This window comes from Staphylococcus hominis subsp. hominis, from assembly GCF_002901845.1.
Taxonomy (GTDB): domain Bacteria; phylum Bacillota; class Bacilli; order Staphylococcales; family Staphylococcaceae; genus Staphylococcus; species Staphylococcus hominis.
Genome location: NZ_PPQE01000030.1, coordinates 138,133 through 156,385, shown reverse-complemented (window position 1 = coordinate 156,385; position 18,253 = coordinate 138,133). Strand labels below are relative to the sequence as shown.

At 28.4% G+C, this 18,253-nt stretch carries 14 protein-coding genes; 7 read left to right on the top strand and 7 right to left on the bottom strand.

The window, feature by feature from the left end; all coding sequences use genetic code 11:
- The first annotated feature begins 944 nt into the window (after window positions 1-944).
- A complete protein-coding gene (locus tag CD034_RS09920; protein WP_258026851.1) occupies window positions 945-2,063 on the top strand; it encodes an Abi family protein in 1,119 nt (372 codons plus the stop codon).
- 249 nt (window positions 2,064-2,312) lie between these two features.
- Here the strand turns inward: CD034_RS09920 and CD034_RS09915 are convergent, their stop codons facing one another.
- Together CD034_RS09915 and CD034_RS11495 are read right to left on the bottom strand one after the other, a co-directional pair.
- Entirely contained in the window at window positions 2,313-2,654 is a 342-nt protein-coding gene (locus CD034_RS09915; protein ID WP_103288332.1) for a hypothetical protein, read from the bottom strand.
- Window positions 2,655-2,744: 90 nt separating this feature from the next.
- On the bottom strand, window positions 2,745-3,590 hold the full coding sequence (locus CD034_RS11495; RefSeq protein ID WP_244927424.1) for an LPXTG cell wall anchor domain-containing protein: 846 nt from the start codon (window positions 3,588-3,590) through the stop codon (window positions 2,745-2,747).
- A 246-nt stretch (window positions 3,591-3,836) separates the two neighbouring features.
- Between CD034_RS11495 and CD034_RS09905 the strand changes: the two genes are divergently transcribed.
- Window positions 3,837-6,215 carry a DUF1542 domain-containing protein gene (locus CD034_RS09905; RefSeq protein ID WP_103288331.1) on the top strand — a complete coding sequence of 793 codons (2,379 nt, stop codon included), beginning with the start codon at window positions 3,837-3,839 and terminating at the stop codon, window positions 6,213-6,215.
- A gap of 89 nt (window positions 6,216-6,304) precedes the next feature.
- On the opposite strand, the gene CD034_RS09900 is transcribed toward CD034_RS09905, so the two are convergent.
- Window positions 6,305-7,300: an acrylyl-CoA reductase family protein gene (locus CD034_RS09900; RefSeq protein WP_002448474.1), complete on the bottom strand. Its 996-nt coding sequence runs from the start codon at window positions 7,298-7,300 to the stop codon at window positions 6,305-6,307.
- A gap of 319 nt (window positions 7,301-7,619) precedes the next feature.
- Here CD034_RS09900 and efeO point away from each other — a divergent pair, with 319 nt between their 5' ends.
- The 3 genes from efeO to CD034_RS09885 are packed head-to-tail and all read left to right on the top strand — an operon-like array spanning window position 7,620 to window position 11,408.
- Window positions 7,620-8,474 carry an iron uptake system protein EfeO gene (gene efeO / locus CD034_RS09895; protein WP_049334640.1) on the top strand — a complete coding sequence of 285 codons (855 nt, stop codon included), beginning with the start codon at window positions 7,620-7,622 and terminating at the stop codon, window positions 8,472-8,474.
- Window positions 8,471-9,697: an iron uptake transporter deferrochelatase/peroxidase subunit gene (gene efeB, locus CD034_RS09890; RefSeq protein ID WP_049432459.1), complete on the top strand. Its 1,227-nt coding sequence runs from the start codon at window positions 8,471-8,473 to the stop codon at window positions 9,695-9,697. Before efeO ends, efeB begins: the two co-directional genes overlap by 4 nt.
- Window positions 9,678-11,408 carry an FTR1 family protein gene (locus CD034_RS09885; RefSeq protein WP_103288330.1) on the top strand — a complete coding sequence of 577 codons (1,731 nt, stop codon included), beginning with the start codon at window positions 9,678-9,680 and terminating at the stop codon, window positions 11,406-11,408. The genes efeB and CD034_RS09885 overlap by 20 nt, the downstream gene beginning before the upstream one ends.
- A 70-nt stretch (window positions 11,409-11,478) precedes the next feature.
- Here CD034_RS09885 and tatC read toward each other — a convergent pair whose 3' ends face one another.
- Window positions 11,479-12,234, bottom strand: coding sequence for a twin-arginine translocase subunit TatC (gene tatC / locus CD034_RS09880; RefSeq protein WP_071859962.1), 756 nt, complete (start codon window positions 12,232-12,234; stop codon window positions 11,479-11,481).
- Window positions 12,176-12,400, bottom strand: a complete 225-nt coding sequence (locus CD034_RS09875; RefSeq protein ID WP_002454954.1) for a twin-arginine translocase TatA/TatE family subunit — start codon at window positions 12,398-12,400, stop codon at window positions 12,176-12,178. The genes tatC and CD034_RS09875 overlap by 59 nt, the downstream gene beginning before the upstream one ends.
- A 176-nt stretch (window positions 12,401-12,576) precedes the next feature.
- Here CD034_RS09875 and CD034_RS09870 point away from each other — a divergent pair, with 176 nt between their 5' ends.
- Window positions 12,577-13,092, top strand: coding sequence for a GNAT family N-acetyltransferase (locus CD034_RS09870; RefSeq protein WP_103288329.1), 516 nt, complete (start codon window positions 12,577-12,579; stop codon window positions 13,090-13,092).
- Between the two features lie 55 nt (window positions 13,093-13,147).
- On the opposite strand, the gene CD034_RS09865 is transcribed toward CD034_RS09870, so the two are convergent.
- Window positions 13,148-14,833 carry a CDP-glycerol glycerophosphotransferase family protein gene (locus tag CD034_RS09865; protein WP_049432453.1) on the bottom strand — a complete coding sequence of 562 codons (1,686 nt, stop codon included), beginning with the start codon at window positions 14,831-14,833 and terminating at the stop codon, window positions 13,148-13,150.
- Window positions 14,834-15,188: 355 nt separating this feature from the next.
- On the opposite strand from CD034_RS09865, the gene CD034_RS09860 reads away from it, so the two are divergent.
- A complete protein-coding gene (locus CD034_RS09860) occupies window positions 15,189-16,790 on the top strand; it encodes an L-lactate permease (protein ID WP_002454956.1) in 1,602 nt (533 codons plus the stop codon).
- Window positions 16,791-16,839: 49 nt separating this feature from the next.
- Here CD034_RS09860 and CD034_RS09855 read toward each other — a convergent pair whose 3' ends face one another.
- Window positions 16,840-17,985, bottom strand: coding sequence for a glycosyltransferase family 4 protein (locus CD034_RS09855; protein WP_002454957.1), 1,146 nt, complete (start codon window positions 17,983-17,985; stop codon window positions 16,840-16,842).
- Window positions 17,986-18,253: the final 268 nt, after the last annotated feature.

Below are 18,253 nucleotides of genomic sequence, written 5' to 3'. Positions count from 1 at the left end.
TCTAACTTCTTTACGTACATATAGAGTTTTTACTCTATCTCAACTACAATGGGGTTAACCTTAATTGGTTAGGTTCTTTTTTTGCGTAAAAAAGCACTCTCAACTTAGCTCATGACGGACTAAGTGAGAGTGTAGATGAAAAGTAAGGAGTGAAACGTTTTTATTACTTTATTGCATACAAATTAATAATTTTTATTATAATAGTGTGGCTAAATAAAAATTAGTGTGTAATAATAACAATTGAGATTGTCTAACTGGCGACTTTTCCTTTCCATTAAGTATTTCTTCTCCATCGAAAATACTGTATGTTTAGGCAATCTCGACACTTTAAAAGCTTTCATAAATAGCATAACTCTTAGGGGCGTAAAGCCCCTTTTTGTATGCGAAAAAGCCTCACTAGTACACGACTAGTAAGACTAAGTTTCAATGAAAGTAATGTTAACTACGAATTATTTTAACATACCTCTACTTTATTTAATAGACATATACTTTATGTAACCTTTCGTGAGAGGAACTGCATGAAAAATTCATTTAGTTAGTGGAGAAACATGACGCTAATTGATCTAATGACAGATATGGAAATAGAGATATGTAATAGTTGTTATATAATAAAAAACTAAATTGATATACTACTTTTTAAAATAATGTTAAAAAAAACACAAAAAAACCTTGACACAATATGTAGTGTTTTTTGTGTTTTTTAGGGCTTAAAACGCTATAAAATTGTTTTAAAACACAATATATAGTGTTTTGTAATGGAAATATTATATATATATATATATGGTATTATATATAAAGAATGATCTTTTGGGCTAATGAGTTAATTTATTTAACTCACAGGGCCCCTTTTTTTTAAGGTTTTTAGTGGATGGTGGAGTTTTGTTATGAGCGAAAAGGTATATAAATCACTAGAAGAGCGAATTGAAGTTCTAAAACAGCGTAACATGGATATAAAAGCACATGCTACAAAAGAAAGAGCTATTATTGAACAAAATAATTATTATAATTTGATAAATGGTTATAAACACTTGTTTCTTGATAAAATTGAAATGGGAAAAACGGAAAATTTAAATAATAGAGAAGATATTTATCTTAATGGAACTAAGCCTAGCGAGTTATTAGCTATTATGAACTTTGATGATGCAATGAGAAGTATATTTTTAAAATATTTACTTGCTATAGAAGAAAATATTAAGCATGCTATAGTGCAGTCTTTCTATGAAAATTTTTCTAATAATGACTTACATAAGGAATTTGAATATACTAAAGAAAAATATTACAATACTAACTTGACGTATTTTGTTCAAGAAACTAATAAAAAATTATTTCAAAGCTTTACCAAGGCTAGTAAGAAAAATGGTATACCTGTACGTTCTCAAGATATTCACCAATCTGAGTATAGAAAAATAGATAGAAAAGCAATGTATAAAGATTATTGTGATGTAGTTACAAATGCTATAACTGATCAAAAAGATAAAAAGGAATCAATTAAATCTTATAAAAATAAGCATGGTTATGTACCAATGTGGATATTGACAAATATATTAACAATGGGAAATATAAGTCATCTATTCATAATTCTAACAGATGATGTAGCATTTTTATCAATGGATAAATTGGGTATTGTGCATAATAATGATGAAGTAGATATATATAATATGTATCGTTGTTTAGGTGTTATAAGTTTATTTAGGAATATATGTGCTCATAATGACCGTTTTATCTGCACAACACACTCTTTTAAAATTGATGATTATTTTATGAATTATGGTAAAGCATTAGTTAATTATAAAGAAAAGAAAAATCATAATACGAAATTAAGATATAATCAAAGAGAAACTAGAAAATACGCACATAAACATATTTTCCCATTATTATTCAGTATTATGATATTTTTAAAAAATGAGGACAGAAAGAAATTTACTAAAAAAATTAATAGAGAATTTAAAAAACTTGATAAGAAATTGAATACAATAAATGTTAAAAAAGTGAAAGAAGATATAGGATTAAATATTGATATTGAAAAACAAATTTCAGAAATAACGCAAAACACTAAAAATTGAAAAATAATATTAAGTTAGTTTAATTACAATATATTATAGTAACACTCAAATAATATATGAAATATTTAAAAACGCCAATCTTTATAAGGTTAGCGTTTATTTTTTATACAAAATTAGTACTAGGTATTATAACTCAAATGATGAGAGAAGTATTATATTGCAGTGAGAAAAATAAATGAATACAATTGGCAATCAGAAAATATATAAAAACACACCTCAATTTATTTTTGAGATGTGTTTTGTATTTAGTTATTGTTTTCTGAAAATTGCATTGTGACCTTCTCCGCCATCTAATTTAATAGTTTCACCATTTTCTTCAACTTTATAATGTAAACTTTCCTTATCATCACCATCAAAAAATATCATTTTTCCATCTTTTACAGTACCATTTATTGTTTCACCTTCATATTTTAATTTAACTTTATCAGCATTATCTTTTGGAACTTCCATAACCATGTCAACATTCAAATAATCGATACCACTACTCTGTGCAAATTTATATGTTCCTTCTTTTAAACCATTGTTCCCACATGCTGCAAGTAGTAAAACTAAACCAATAATAGAGATAAAATAAAATAATTTACGTTTCATATTAAGAACTCCTCAAATAATTATATTTATAAATTATGTAAAAACTTAGAGGATAATACATATCCTCTAAGAAAAAAATTATGTTACTAATTATTTAGATTTAGAAACACGTCTAAATGCTAATAATGAACCAGCAGCTAATAATACAGATGCAATAACTGTAATTAAACCAGAACTAGATTGCTCACCTGTTTCTGGTAAAACTTTAGTAGTTGCTGATGTATCATTTGGAGTTACATTATTATTTGTTAATGAAGATTTAACTGAGTCATTTTCTAATGTCTTATTTGGAGCATTATTAGTATTTTTATTCTCCATTTTTAAATTTTCATTATTATTAGTATTATCAACTTCAGATTTTTGAACTTCATCGGCCTTACTATCTACTGGTAAATTAGTGTTATTATCTGTTGCATTAACTTCATCAGGTGTGCTGCTCACAGGTTCGTTTGTTTCATTAAGGTCAGATTTTTGAACTTCATCAGGTTTACTATCTACTGATACATTATTTTCGTTATTATTTGATGGTTTTTGAACTTCGCCTGTTTTATCATCTACAGGTACATTTGAATTATCTTTAGGTTGTGTATTTTTGGGTAAATTAGAAACATCACCATTATCCATAAAAAACTTTGCTTGATCATAGATGTCTCCATTATCTTTATCAATATAGATTGTGTTATTTCCATATATCTTTTCTTTAAAGTCAATTCTATAATGATTGTCTAAATAATCATCATTCAAATTATCTGACACTTTGTAATCAGTATTGTCTTCAGGAACGAATAAAGAACCACCAGTAATGTAATTTTTCGCCATTTCTCTAGCTTGGTCTGGTGAAATTGTAGCTGCATGTGCTTGATGACTTGCCCCAACTCCTGTAAATAATAATGTTCCTGCTAATGCAGTTGTAGCTAATACTCTAGATTTTTTCATTAATATTTCCTCCCTGTTCGTAATTAATAACTACCTTTTATGTAAGTAGTACACAATATACATTATCAAATAGAAAGGACATATTATGTCCCTAGGAAAGTTTTTTTAATACTCTTATATTATAAAAAATCAGGGGCATAAAAAGGGCATGTCCTTGAAATAAAGGGCAAGTATATGAATATAAAAATTAACCTAATAAATCTATAATAGTTGATTTAATAGTATTTTGAATGAGTTAGAAATATAATGATTTATTATGGTGTTTTCGAAGGTAAGAAACCAGCGAGCGTGACTGCATACAATAATGAAATGACTAAAATTCATGATGAACTGGAAGCAGCAAAAACAGAAGCAGATAGAGTGATTCATGATGACAATGCGACACCAGCACAAGTAACAGCGGCTATCGCAAAAATAGATGCAGTACAACCTAAGTTAGACAATGCTATTAGTTTACTTCACGACAAAGAAAATAATAGTGAATTAATTGAAGCAAAACGTCAACTTGATGAAGCAACGGCAGAACAAGATCCAACACCAGGAATGACAGAAGTAACTGCGAATAATTATAAAGCTAAGAAAGTAGAGGCAGAACAAGTAAGCAGAGATGCACAAAAAGTGATTGAAAATGACGATGCAACATCTGGGGAAATTGCGCAAGCAATAGCTAAAGTAAATGAAGCTACAGTTGCATTAAAACAAGCTAAACATGATTTAGTTCCAGACAAAACTTTATTGAATAATGCTAAAAACAATTTAGAAACAAGCATTAATCAGGTGCCTGAAACTAAAAATATGACTAGTGATTCTGTTGAAAATTATAGAAATAAATTAAGCCAAGCAAAAGATACATTAGCTAATGCACAAAAAGTTATTGATAACCCAACTTCAACAGTTGATGAAATTAATAAAACTATCGAAAATGTGAAACGTGCTAAAGATGAACTTGAACAAGCTAAACATGACTTAATATTAGATTATGATGCTATTATTAAAAAAATTAAACAACAAACTGATTTAACAGATGCTCAAAAGGATAAATTAATAGAAAAGACAAAAGCTTCTACAACTTCTGATGAATTAGAAAATATTAAACATAATACTGATTTATTAAATGATGCGATGAAACAATTAAAAGAAAACATCGCTGAAAAAGATAAAGTCAAAGCAAGTATTAATTATACTGATGGAGATAAAGATAAAAAAGATACCTATGATGATGCTCTAAAAGAAGCTGAAAAACTAATTAATGATGCAAAAAATCCTATTATTGATCCTAGCGTGATAAATCAACTTAAAGATAAGATAATTGATGCTAAAAATAATTTAAATGGTGTAGAAAAATTACAAAATGCTAGAAATAATGTTAAACACATATTGGAAAGCTTAAAACATTTGAACAATGCGCAAAAAGATGCGTTTAACAATAAGATAGATAATGAAAATTCACGTGATAATTTAGATATAATTATTAATAAAGCTAAAGAAGTGGATAAAGCTATGAAACATTTAATTGATGAAATGGCTGATAATTTAGATATCAAGCATTCTGTTAATTATTCAGAAGCTTCACCAGATAAAAAATCCGCTTATGATGAACTTATTAAAAAAGCTGAAGACTTAATAAATAAAGGTATTGGCACAAATGCATCACTTGAAAAAATTAATAAATTAATTCAAGATATTAAAAAAGCAAAATATGATTTAGATGGAAAACATCAAGTTGAATTAGCTAAACAAAAAGCTTTAGAAGAGTTAGAAAATGAAGTTAACCGATTGAAAGATGAAATTGACAACAATCCTAACCTTTCTAAAGAAGATAAAGAAAAACTTAAATCTAAATTAGAGCGTCTTCTTGAAAATGCAAAAGGTCAGATTAATAATGCAACTACATTAACAGACCTTAATAAGATTAAAGATAATACTCAAAAAGAAATCGATAAATTAAAAGCATTAATTGATGCTAAAACTTTGGCTAAACAAGAAATTATTGATTTTGCTAATAAAAAACATCAAGAAATTCTAAATAATTCTAACTTAACTGATGCTCAGAAACAAAAAGTGGTAGCTGAAATAGATAAAACTTTACAAAAAGTGCTTGAAAACATTGATAACGCCAATGACATCAATGAAATTAACCGTAAACTTAAAGAGGGCAAAGATAATATAGCGAAAATTGTTGCAAAAGAAATTACTAATGCGTTAATAGATAATAAAATTAAAGAAATTAAAGCACGCAAAGATTTAACAGATGAACAAAAAGCTAAATTAATTGATTATCTTGAAAAACTTAGACGTGATACGTTAAAAGAAATTGATAAATCACATATTGATGATATCGGTTCAATTATCCAACAATTAATGGACAAATTGAATATGCTTGATATTGATAAAATTGAAAACATCTTAAGTCATAACAATAAAGACAATAATCAAAATCAATCAAATATTGACGGTATTCAATCTAATAACAGTCATTTATCTAAATCACATAGATTACCTGATACTGGTTCAGAAAGTACATCTATTCAATTAGAGATTGAATTAATGACACTATTAGTTGGTCTAGGATTAGTATTAAAAAATCGTAGAAAAAAACAAAAAAATAACAAGAATAAAAGATAAAAAAGATATAACTTAGTATCTTTAAAAATAAAGAGCAGGAAACCACTATAAACTGGGTTTCTTGCTCTTTTTTATTAAATAAATATGAACTATGCTTCAAAATCTATAATAATTCTTCCAGCGTTCTCATGATTAAGTACTGTCTCAATAGAATGTTTTAAATCTTTAAAAGCAATTGTATTTTTAATTTCATGTAATTTATTAGATTTTAAATCAGTTGCTAATCTTCTCCATACACGTTGACGTAATTTCATTGGTGTCATAACTGAATCAAGTCCAACGACGCTTACACCACGAAGAATAAATGGAAATACTGAAGTTTCAAAGTGGTTACCTCCAGTCATACCAATTAATGCAACACCACCACCATTTGTTAGATGCTTTGCTATATAAGGTGTTCCAGGACCACCGCAAGGATCAATAGCAGCTTGCCAAGTTCTTTTTCCTAATATTTCATTACTATCTTCAGAAATACGATCGATAACTTCTCTTGCTCCTAATTCTTTTAATTTATTCGTAGCTTTTTTATTTCCAGTACTTGCTACAACTTTATAACCAAGTTCATTTAACATCATTACAGCTAAAGACCCAACACCACCAGAAGCGCCACGTACAAGTACTTTATCGCCTTCAAGTGTCATAAAGTTAGCTTTTTCTAATTTTTCTATTGCTAAACCAGCTGTGTAACCAGCAGTCCCATAAATCATCGCTTCTTCAAGTGTTAGATTTTCAGGACATTTAACAATCCAATCTGATTTAACACGGGCATACTCACTAAATCCCCCGTAATGATTGACACCTAAATCATAGCCAGTAATAATAACTTCTTCACCTTTTTCGATTGTAGGATCATCAGATTCTACAACTGTACCTGCTAAATCAATTCCAGGAACCATTGGATATGATTTAAGTACACCGCTATCTTTAACAGTGGCTAAGGCATCTTTATAATTAATACCAGAATATTGAACTTTTATTAAAACTTCACCTTCAGGTAAATCATTGATTGATAAATCTTTGAAATCACTTGTGACAGTGCCATCATTATCTTTTTCAACCATAAACGCTTTGAAATTTACACTCATAAAATCGTACTCCTTAAAAATAAAAAATTAGATGTTAATTGCATATCCTAAATAACCATACCACATTTTAAACGAGTCATTAAGTTAAAAAGTTTATATAAATTAAATATAAAATAGTCTATATTTTGATAAAAAAATAATTATATTGACAGTAAAACAGCATAAATATATAATTTTACTGATAATGATTATCACTTGATAATAATCATGTTGATAGAGATACAAAACTGTAATTTTAAAATTTAGATGTAGAGAATATACATTTTAAAATATTTAACATCAAAAGATAATCACTAAATTTTAATGAGGTGAATTTATTATGAAGAAATTACCAACTATTTTACTAACATCATCACTACTATTAACAGCTTGTGGTCATAATAATCACGATAATGCTAATGAGAAAACTTCAAAAAAATCTACAAATGAGAATAAAGTAGCATTACAGAAAGCAGCTAAAGAATATAGAAAATATACAAATGAACAGTTAGATCAGTTTTTAAAAGGAACTGAAGAATTTGTATCTGCAATAAAAGCAGATGATATTGAAAAAGCAAAATCTTTGTATCCTAAAGTACGCATGTATTATGAACGTTCTGAACCCGTAGCTGAAGCATTTGGCGATTTAGATCCTAAAATCGATGCCCGCCTAGCTGATATGAAAGAAGAGAAAAAAGAAGATAAGTGGACAGGGTATCATAAAATTGAAAAATCTCTTTATCAAGAAAATAAAATAGATGAAATGACTAAGAAGGATGCTGATCAATTACTAAAAGATGCTAAAGAATTAGATGCTAAAGTAGATACATTAGATATTACACCTAAGTTAATGCTACAAGGATCAGTGGATTTATTAAATGAAGTATCTACATCAAAAATTACTGGAGAAGAAGAGATATACTCTCACACCGATTTATATGATTTTAAAGCAAATATCGAAGGTGCTCAAAAAATTTATGAATTATTTAAATCTGAATTAGAAAAGAAAGACAAAAAATTGAGTTCTACAATTATGGATAATTTTAATAAAGTGAATCAATTACTTGATAAATATAAAAATAATGATGGTTATAAAGATTATAGTGCAGTAACTAAAGAAGATAGAAAAGCGTTATCAGATGCAGTTAACTCACTAGGAGAACCATTAAGTAAAATGGCTGTGGTTACAGAATGAGTAATATAAATCATAAAAATCACCCTCAAATGACTAGACGTTCATTTTTAAAGTTACTAGGTATAGGAAGTGCTGGTGCTGTTATTGGAGCAAGTAGTGTAGGCAGTATCTTTTCGTTTAAATCTATGTTTGATACTCCTGAAAGTGAAGAAAACGATTCATATGAATTTTATGGACATATTCAAGCTGGTATTACTACACCAACTCAAAAAAATTGTAATTTCATTGCATTAGATTTAAAGTCCAAAGATCAAACATTAATTAAAGATATGTTTAAAAAATGGACTCAAATGTCTGTTAGTATGACTGACGGTGCTATTATTGGGGAAAATAGTAACAATACACTATTACCACCTGTAGATACTGGTGAATCAATAGGATTAGATGCTAGCAAACTCACTTTAACATATGGCGTGAGTAAGTCTTTTTTGAAAAAAATAGGATTATCATCTAAAATTCCATTTGATTTTAGAGATATACCTCATTTTCCTAATGATCAATTAGATGAAGAGTATAGTGATGGAGATATTATGATTCAAGCTTGTTCAAATGATCCTCAAGTTACTTTTCATGCCATACATAACTTAATACGACCTTTTAGAGACATCATTAAAATTCGCTGGTCACAACATGGTTTTATTTCTACTAAAAAAAATGAAACACCGAGAAATTTGATGGCATTTAAAGATGGTACAGTTAATCCACGAAACAATAACGACTTGAAAAAATATGTATTCATTGATAATGGATGGGCAGAAAATGGGACGTATTGCGTTATAAGACGAATCCAAATTCATATTGAGACATGGGATCGTACTGCATTAGAAGAGCAAGAAGCAACATTTGGTCGTAAACGTTCTACAGGTGCCCCTCTAACAGGTAAGAAAGAATTCGATAATATTGATTTAAAGGCAAAAAATAATAAGGGTAAGTATGTTATCGATGAGAATGCGCATACGCGTTTAGCTCGTGAAGTAAAAACTTCTATTAAACGTAGAGCATATAATTATAATGATGGTACAAATGCTAAAACAGGTGACTTAGATACTGGACTCATGTTTATTTGTTTCCAAAAATCTATTCAACAGTTTATCGATATTCAAAATAATTTAGGACACAATGATAAATTAAACGAATATATCACACATCGAGGTTCTGCATCATTTCTTGTATTACCAGGGATACAAAAGGGAGGCTATATCGGTGAAACACTATTTAGTTAAGATATCGATAGTTACTCTCTTAATCATTATTACACGTTTGTTTTCATTGACTTCAGTTAGTGTTGCAAATGATAGTCAATTAAATGATGCATATGTAGCTATCTCTGATGCGAAATCGACATTAGAGCACAAACAATTAAATTATAACGAAAAACAAAACGTGTTGAATGAAGTAAAACATAAAATAATGTCGTTAAATATTAAAGGAAATAAAAAAGGAAAAGATGTTAAATCGAAACTTCATATGATTGATCAAGCAACGACTACAAATAAACAAATCGACTCGTTATCGGAGTTAACAAAATCTCTCATCGTTTACGAAAGTTCTGTATCGACTGATGATATTGATAAAGATATTAGAAATTTAAAAAAACAAATTAACGCAAAAGATAATATCATGCAAGAAGCTGTAAAAAATAAAGATAGATCAAAATTACAGTCTATTAATAATATGTTAAATCAAATTTGGAAAAAACATGAAACGACCATCAGAAATTATGATGAAAATAAATATGGACAAATAGAAGTGTACTTGATGCAGTTACGTGTAGCTATTCAAAAAGAACCATTAGACATAAAAAAAGTAGATAATGCTTGGAAGACATTTAAAACAAGTATTGATACTGTTGATAAAAAGCAATCCAATACTGAAAAAAATCAATATAAAGTTACCCAACTTAATATTGAATTAGAGAAAGCAATCAAAGGTATCGAGAGTCATCAGTTAAAACAATCAGATGAGGCACTGACTAAATTTATACAAATATGGCCTTATGTTGAAGGCAAAATTCAAACTAAAAACAGTAGTTTATATACAAAAATTGAAGATAAAATTCCATATTATCAAAGTATTTTAGATAGTAGTAATAAAGATCGTATTAAAGAAAGTTTAATAAAAATAAATTCTGAAATTAAAGATACTGTAAGTGAAGACGCATATTCATCCATAGATGTAATGATTATATTTTTACGTGAAGGATTAGAAGTATTATTAATCATATTGACATTAACAACTATGACCAGAAAGGTTAGAGACACTAAAGGGACAACAAGTGTCATTGGTGGCGCTATATTAGGTTTGATTTTAAGTCTCGCATTAGCATTTATCTTTATTCAAGTACTAGGAAATAATGGATTATTACGTGAAGGTATGGAAGCAGCGCTAGGAATAATAGCAGTTGTTTTAATGTATATTGTGGGTATATGGATGCATAGACGTTCAAGTGCTAAGCGATGGAATGATATGATTCAACAAATGTATCACCATGCAATAAGTAATCGAAACTTAGCATTATTAGGTACAATTGGATTAATATCCGTTTTGAGAGAAGGCGTTGAAGTCATTATCTTTTATATGGGAATGATGGGAAGTATAAAAACTTTAGATTTTGTTATAGGAATTATACTAGCCATTGTTATATTAATCATATTTACATTGTTATTCAAAACAGTTATACGATTGATACCTATATATTTTATTTTTAGAGTACTTTCTATTTTAATATTTATTATGGCATTTAAAATGTTAGGAATTAGTATTCAAAAATTACAATTACTTGGAATGATAACACAACATAGTATTGAGCATATTCCAACACTTAATATCATTGGTTTTTATCCAAGTATTGAAACGATGAGTGCACAATTAATTTATATACTATTAATTGCTTATTTCACTTTAAAACATACTAAAACAAAGCATCATATCTAAATTGAAAATAAAGTCTCAAACGAGTAGATTAATTTACTCGTTTGAGACTTTTGCATTTGATTCGAATTCATTAATGTCGAGTAGTTATTTTAGTTAAAAGAATGCTTATTTCAAATAAAATAATGAGTGGTAAAGTCAAAAATAGATTCAAAGTGATATCTGGTGGTGCAAGAATACTAGCAATAATGAAACAAGTAAAATAAATATATTTGCGATATTGGTGTAATTGTTTAATATCTATTACATCCATTTTAACTAGTCCCATACAAAACATAGGTAATTGAAAGACGACACCAAATATAAATAACCACCTTATTAATTCATGTAAATAAGCATTAAAACCAATCACTGGTTGAATATACATTGTTTTCGATAATGTTAATGAAAATTTTATAATTAATGGAAATCCGATAGTATAGGCGAAACCGACACCAATGATAAATAACGCAGTACATAATAAACTATATTTATAAATAAAAAAACGTTCACGTTGATGAAGCCCTGGTGATATAAATGCCCATAATTGATAGAAAATAATAGGAAGAACTAAGCACAAAGTTACAAAACTAATGATTAGTATATAGATTTGAATCATTTCAGTGAATGAAAAAGTATGTAAAACAACTTGAGTGCGTTTAATATGGTAAACAAAAGTTGTGATCCACCATTTAGATGATATGTATACTAACGGCAAAGTAATTAAAAATGAAATAAGTATATTAATTAAACGTCGCCTTAATTCTTCAAAGTGTTCGAGTAAGGTCGAACTAGTTTGATTTGTCTCGCTGTTGTTTAGAATGTTTACTGGGTGTTTCCTCCACCTCATCTGAATCAATGTGTTCAGCTGCAGACTTAAATTCTCTTAAAGTACTGCCAATCGCTTTACCAAATTGTGGTAATTTTTTAGGACCAAAAATAATTAATGCAACAATACTAATAATGACTAAACTGGTAGGTCCAGCCATGCCTAATATAAATAACTCATGAAACATCTTAAACACCTCACTTTAATATAGTCTATCTTTACTTTATACTTATTGATAATTATTATCAATACATATTTTAATTTATAAAAAAATAATTTAATATAGTGTTTGAAATGTGTTTGATAAGGAATAAGATATTATCTGGTTTTGAGAAAAATAAGTACAATAAAAAGAGGGGAAATATGAAAGGAGAAATTGAAGAAATTAAAAAAGATAATGTAAGTGAGTTAAGAAAAATTGCAGAAAAAACGTTTTATGATACTTTTAAAGGTAGTTATACTGATGAAAACTTTAAAAAATTTTTTAAAGAAAACTATAATGAAACGAAGTTATTATCAGAAATCGAACATCACCAATCATTTCACTATTTCTATAAGGTAGATGATGAGATTGCTGGTTATTTAAAATTAAATATTAATGAAACACAAACTGAACCAAAAGGTGATCAATATTTAGAAATTCAACGCATTTATTTTGATAAGGATTACCAAGGTGGAGGAAGAGGAAGTCAATTTATTCAATTAGCTATTGATAAAGCAAGGGAGTATAATAAATCAAAAATATGGTTAGGTGTTTGGGAAAATAATCCTTCTGCCATTGACTTTTATAAAAAGCAAGGATTTGAAATTACAGGACACCATGACTTTATTAATGGTAATGTAATAGACATGGATTTAATTATGGAAAAAGAAATTTAAAATAACACAATAAAGCACTAAGAGGACAGAAAAGTTCTGTCCTCTTAGTGCTTTATTATTTATCTAAAATATCTCTCATAAGTTGAGTTAGTTTTTTTAGAGATTGATTATTACGATTTATAAGTGCATGTCGGTGAATGGTAGGAATCGTATCATGTATTAAATGATTTAGTAACACTTCTTCGTCTGTGTACCAAACTTTTGCTAGACTGTTCAGCACATCAATATAGACGCCACGTTCTTCTTTATATTCTTTGTGATTAGGAGTATATAAACAAACTTTTTTATCAATAGTTAAGGCATCAAAAATGATAGAAGAATAATCAGTAAGTACAATGTCTGATATTAAGATTAAGTCTTGTGTTTCGATATCTATAGGAGCCTCAATGACACCTTCTGGAATAGCATCATCACCTTCAATATGCCCCTTATATATCACATAGTATTTTTCTAGTAACTCTGGTGTCATCGTTAAAGGTGTAAATGATTCTGTATTTTTATGCCATGTTGGCGCATATAATAAAACAGGTTTTGTATGATTAAGTTTTAATTTTTCACGTATTTTTCTTTGCTGATTTTGATTATCTTTATAGTTTAGTAAATAACTTACTCTTGGATAACCAAAAGGAAGAAATTGAACCGTTTCATTAGGAAAAGCAGTCTCAAATAAACCTTCTGAAGCTTTTGAATCTAATAAGACATATGATTGGTGTTTCCATTTATTATATTTTCTTGCTCTGTAATTATAAATATTTTGATTTTGATAGGGTTCTTTACTATCTAAAAATAATTCTTTAATAGGCGTACCATGCCATAATTGAATGACTGTACCATTAGGTTGATACGCTTCAGGCATATAACTTTCAATGACTACAATTTTTGCAGTTTCAATAAGTTCTTTATTATGTTCTGCATCAATGGGAAGGAAATATGGTCCATGTCTATCGTCTGTAATGTAATAAGCTTCTGTTGTTGGATTTCGTTTTACAAAGTAATTAAAAAGGTATTTAGAGTTACCTCTATAGCCATAATCGAATCCTAAAAATACGACATGATTTTTCAATTTGGATGTATCTTTAGTATAGATATAACTTAGTTTTTTATGATTTTGAATCGCACGTTGATGAATTTTATTGTACATCCATTTAGGCAATTTAAATTTTGTTGTTACAAGCCAGCTATCAGCAAAACGAAGAGTTTCGTCAGCTAATGGATGCTTATATTTAGGAAATGGAATCGAATGGCCGTGGATATAAGCTAGTTTATTTAAATCAAAGTGATTGGCAATTTTAATTTCTCTTGTATCTAACGAATTCCAAAATGAACTAGATGTCTGTAATTCCTCAATAAAATCAAAAACAACATGTCCATCTATATCAACCTCATTTTTTAAAATAGTGATGACTGCTAGGTCCATAATAGATTGAATTTGATATTTTGAGAGGTAAATCAGCGCAGTATCAATATTATAAATGATATTTGGATAATGATTAATATTATTCATCCAAGCGAGAAAACTTAATTTATCATTCCCAAAATAACGACAATCATTAAGATAAACACCATGGATTGTGTAATCAACCGCAATAGAATGTTCACCTAATGAGACAGCATTAAGCATGTCTTGATTAATTTTTATTTCGTTAGAATAGGGGATAAAATGTGAATACCCTGCAGATTTAGCTTTATTAAGTTGTATATCTAGATGTGACATATTAGATATATTTATTTGTTTAATCATTATGCATTATCCTTTAACTCCTAAATTTCATATTTTTATTTTACCATGCACTTTTAAAAAATTCATATTTACATGAATGATAATATAAAATCATATGTTTATGAAAATTCAAATAGATCTTACTACTATTGTTGACATAAATTATTTTTACAGTATTGTCAATTGTGATAAGAAATGTTATATTATTTTTGTGAAAATATTCACAAAAATAAAAAGTGTAATATACTAATTTTAACTTGATTACAATATGTTAATTTTTGTGAATACCTGTTAAAATTAGAAAAGTGAATTTTTAGTTGTTTAGCTAGATAATTCATCAATATAATAAAATATTAAGGAAAGAAGCGTTTAAACTATGTTAGTACATTCTTTTAACCCTTTTGGTAACTTAGCGTTATCTAGTTTAATTGCAGCAATTCCAATCATTTTATTCTTGTTATGTTTAACTGTGTTTAAAATGAAAGGGATTTATGCAGCAATCACTACTTTAGTAGTTACTTTACTTATTGCATTGCCATTCTTTAAATTACCTGGTGGTATTGCTACAGGTGGTGTAATAGAAGGATTCTATCAAGGTATTATCCCAATTGGTTATATCGTTATTATGGCCGTTTTATTATATAAAACGACTCAAGAATCTGGTCAATTTAGTACAATTCAAGATAGCATTATGAGCATTTCACAAGACCAACGTATTCAATTATTATTAATTGGTTTTGCTTTTAATGGCTTCTTAGAAGGTGCTGCAGGTTTCGGTGTGCCAATTGCAATTTGTGCATTATTACTTGCACAACTAGGTTTTAAACCTTTACAAGCAGCAATGTTATGTTTAATTGCCAACGCTGCTTCAGGTGCATTCGGTGCAATTGGTATTCCAGTTGGTATTGTGAATACACTTCATTTACCAGGACATGTTGAAGCAATGAGCGTGTCTCAAGTGTCTACACTTACTTTAGCAATTATTAACTTTATTATTCCATTCTTATTAATCTTTATTATTGATGGTTTTAAAGGTATTAAGGAAACATTACCACAAATTTTAGTAGCTTCAATTACTTATACAGTATTACAAGGCTTAATTACAGTATTTGTTGGTCCAGAATTAGCTGACATCATTCCACCATTAGTGACTATGGGTGTGTTAGCAGTATTCTCTAAAAAATTCCAACCTAAAAATATTTTTAGAATACAAAAAGATGTTAAACCAGAAGCAGTTACTCCACATAGTGGTAAAGAAATTTTATATGCATGGAGCCCATTCATTATCTTAACTGTAATTGTAATGATTTGGAGTGCAACATTCTTCAAAAACTTATTTGCACCAAATGGTCCTTTATCAGCATTAGTATTTAATTTCAATTTACCAGGCACATACAGTGATGTTACACACAAACCAATTATGTTAACTTTTAACTTTATTGGTCAAACTGGTACTGCCATTTTACTAACAATTATTATTACAGTTTTAATGTCTAAAAAAGTTAGCTTTGGTGATGCAGGACGTTTATTTGTTGAAGCATTCAAAGAACTATGGTTACCAATTTTAACAATTTGCTTCATCTTAGCAATTTCTAAAATCACTACATATGGTGGTTTAAGTGCTGCAATGGGTCAAGGTATCGCAAAAGCAGGCGGCGTGTTCCCAATCTTATCTCCAATCTTAGGATGGATCGGTGTGTTTATGACAGGTTCAGTAGTAAACAACAACTCATTATTTGCACCAATCCAAGCTTCTGTAGCACAACAAATTGGTACAAGTGCACCATTACTTGTTGCAGCTAATACTGTTGGTGGGGTTGCAGCTAAATTGATTTCACCACAATCTATTGCAATTGCAACAGCAGCTGTAAAACAAGTGGGTAAAGAATCAGAATTACTTAAAATGACTCTGAAATATAGTATTGGACTACTTATCTTTATCTGTATTTGGACATTTATCTTATCTATATTTATGTAGATATCATTAAAAGGATTGCAACTCGGAGAATTCCGATTGCAATCCTTTTTTATTTGAAAATAGAATAAAAATAATCGTAAATTTTATCTGGAGAATAATGTTCAAGAGTTTGATGACTCGATTTAATCATATTTTCTGAATGCGTTCTCTTTTGAATAGCAAGATTAATATATTTTGCTAATGATTGTGCATTCGCATAGTCTGCTAAATAACCATTTTTATTATGTTGAATCAGTTGTGAAGGTCCAAGTGTATCTTTAAAACTAATAACAATATTGTCTTGAGCCATTGCTTCTAATATGACCATTCCAAACCCTTCATTTCGTGAAGGAACGACAGTCATTCGGCTTTGTGCCAATTTTTCATTAAGGTGTTGAGTGGCTGGATGTATGGTTATTAAGTCATTAAGCTGGTAATGATTAATAGTTTCTTGTAAATTTTGATGTTCTTGACCTTCACCATAAATCTCGATTTTATAGTTTTTCTGTCTAAGCGTATCTTTAATGAGTTGGACACTTTCGATTAAAATATCATAACCTTTTTCATATTCTAGACGTCCGGCACTTAAAATAATATTTTTTTTAGGTAGATTTAATTTTTTAGTTCGAATAATATTAGGAACGACATATACAGGTGTTTCAATGAATGATTCATAATGGTTTTTATCAGTATGAGTTAAAGTGGTTAGCGCGTCTAGATGTTGATAAGCATCTAATATTTCTTGTCGATACGCTTTGGGATAGGCATTTAAATTCATATGTTCCATACCTATTGTCATTGCATGTCCATGATAATATTTAGAAATAAATATATTAAAACTTGCTCTTGTACCTATGAGTACATCGGTATCTATATCATTAATTGCACGTATCAGTTTATGTTCAATATACTTGGAGAATTGATTTAAACCAGGCTCATGTTTTGAAAGGTAGATAGGCTTTAATAAAGGAGTGTATTTATTCAATCGATTCATAAAGATAGAAATCACATTTTGTGGTTTTAATCTATAATCAACTAAGGACTTTATTTTAATAGAAGAATTAAGTTTGAAGTAAGGCATATCTTTAGCTCTAAAAATAGAGATAATTTCAACGTTATGACCTTTGTCCGCTAAGGTATTTGCTAGTTCAGTCATTGCTTTAACTGTGCCACCTAAGGCGTATATATTATGCATTAAAAAAGTAAATGATTTCATGATTGTACCTCGTTATTAATAATATTATAAAAATTATAGCATGTAATAAACCAACTGTATAAATATTGTAAGCTTTATAATAAAATTAAAATATTTTTGAAAATAGAGATAAAATAATGTGATAATTCGTGTAAATACTTTTTTCAAAGAGAAATTATGTATATAATTACTATAGTAATTATAATTTTATTTATGCTTTTAACGTCAAATTAATATTTATTTTTTTATCGATAAAAGAAAGCGTTTTAAATTAAAAATGGTCGTGTTT

Excerpts from the sequence above, each read along its gene's own strand:
- CD034_RS09865 (WP_049432453.1), bottom strand. The coding sequence starts at position 14,833 with ATGATTAAACAAATAAATATATCTAATATGTCACATCTAGATATACAA.
- CD034_RS09900 (WP_002448474.1), bottom strand. The coding sequence starts at position 7,300 with ATGAGTGTAAATTTCAAAGCGTTTATGGTTGAAAAAGATAATGATGGC.
- CD034_RS09905 (WP_103288331.1), top strand. The coding sequence starts at position 3,837 with ATGATTTATTATGGTGTTTTCGAAGGTAAGAAACCAGCGAGCGTGACT.
- CD034_RS09875 (WP_002454954.1), bottom strand. The coding sequence starts at position 12,400 with ATGTTTCATGAGTTATTTATATTAGGCATGGCTGGACCTACCAGTTTA.
- CD034_RS09870 (WP_103288329.1), top strand. The coding sequence starts at position 12,577 with ATGAAAGGAGAAATTGAAGAAATTAAAAAAGATAATGTAAGTGAGTTA.
- CD034_RS09855 (WP_002454957.1), bottom strand. The coding sequence starts at position 17,985 with ATGAAATCATTTACTTTTTTAATGCATAATATATACGCCTTAGGTGGC.
- efeO (WP_049334640.1), top strand. The coding sequence starts at position 7,620 with ATGAAGAAATTACCAACTATTTTACTAACATCATCACTACTATTAACA.
- CD034_RS09920 (WP_258026851.1), top strand. The coding sequence starts at position 945 with ATGGATATAAAAGCACATGCTACAAAAGAAAGAGCTATTATTGAACAA.
- CD034_RS09860 (WP_002454956.1), top strand. The coding sequence starts at position 15,189 with ATGTTAGTACATTCTTTTAACCCTTTTGGTAACTTAGCGTTATCTAGT.
- CD034_RS09915 (WP_103288332.1), bottom strand. The coding sequence starts at position 2,654 with ATGAAACGTAAATTATTTTATTTTATCTCTATTATTGGTTTAGTTTTA.
- CD034_RS11495 (WP_244927424.1), bottom strand. The coding sequence starts at position 3,590 with ATGAAAAAATCTAGAGTATTAGCTACAACTGCATTAGCAGGAACATTA.
- efeB (WP_049432459.1), top strand. The coding sequence starts at position 8,471 with ATGAGTAATATAAATCATAAAAATCACCCTCAAATGACTAGACGTTCA.
- tatC (WP_071859962.1), bottom strand. The coding sequence starts at position 12,234 with ATGAGGTGGAGGAAACACCCAGTAAACATTCTAAACAACAGCGAGACA.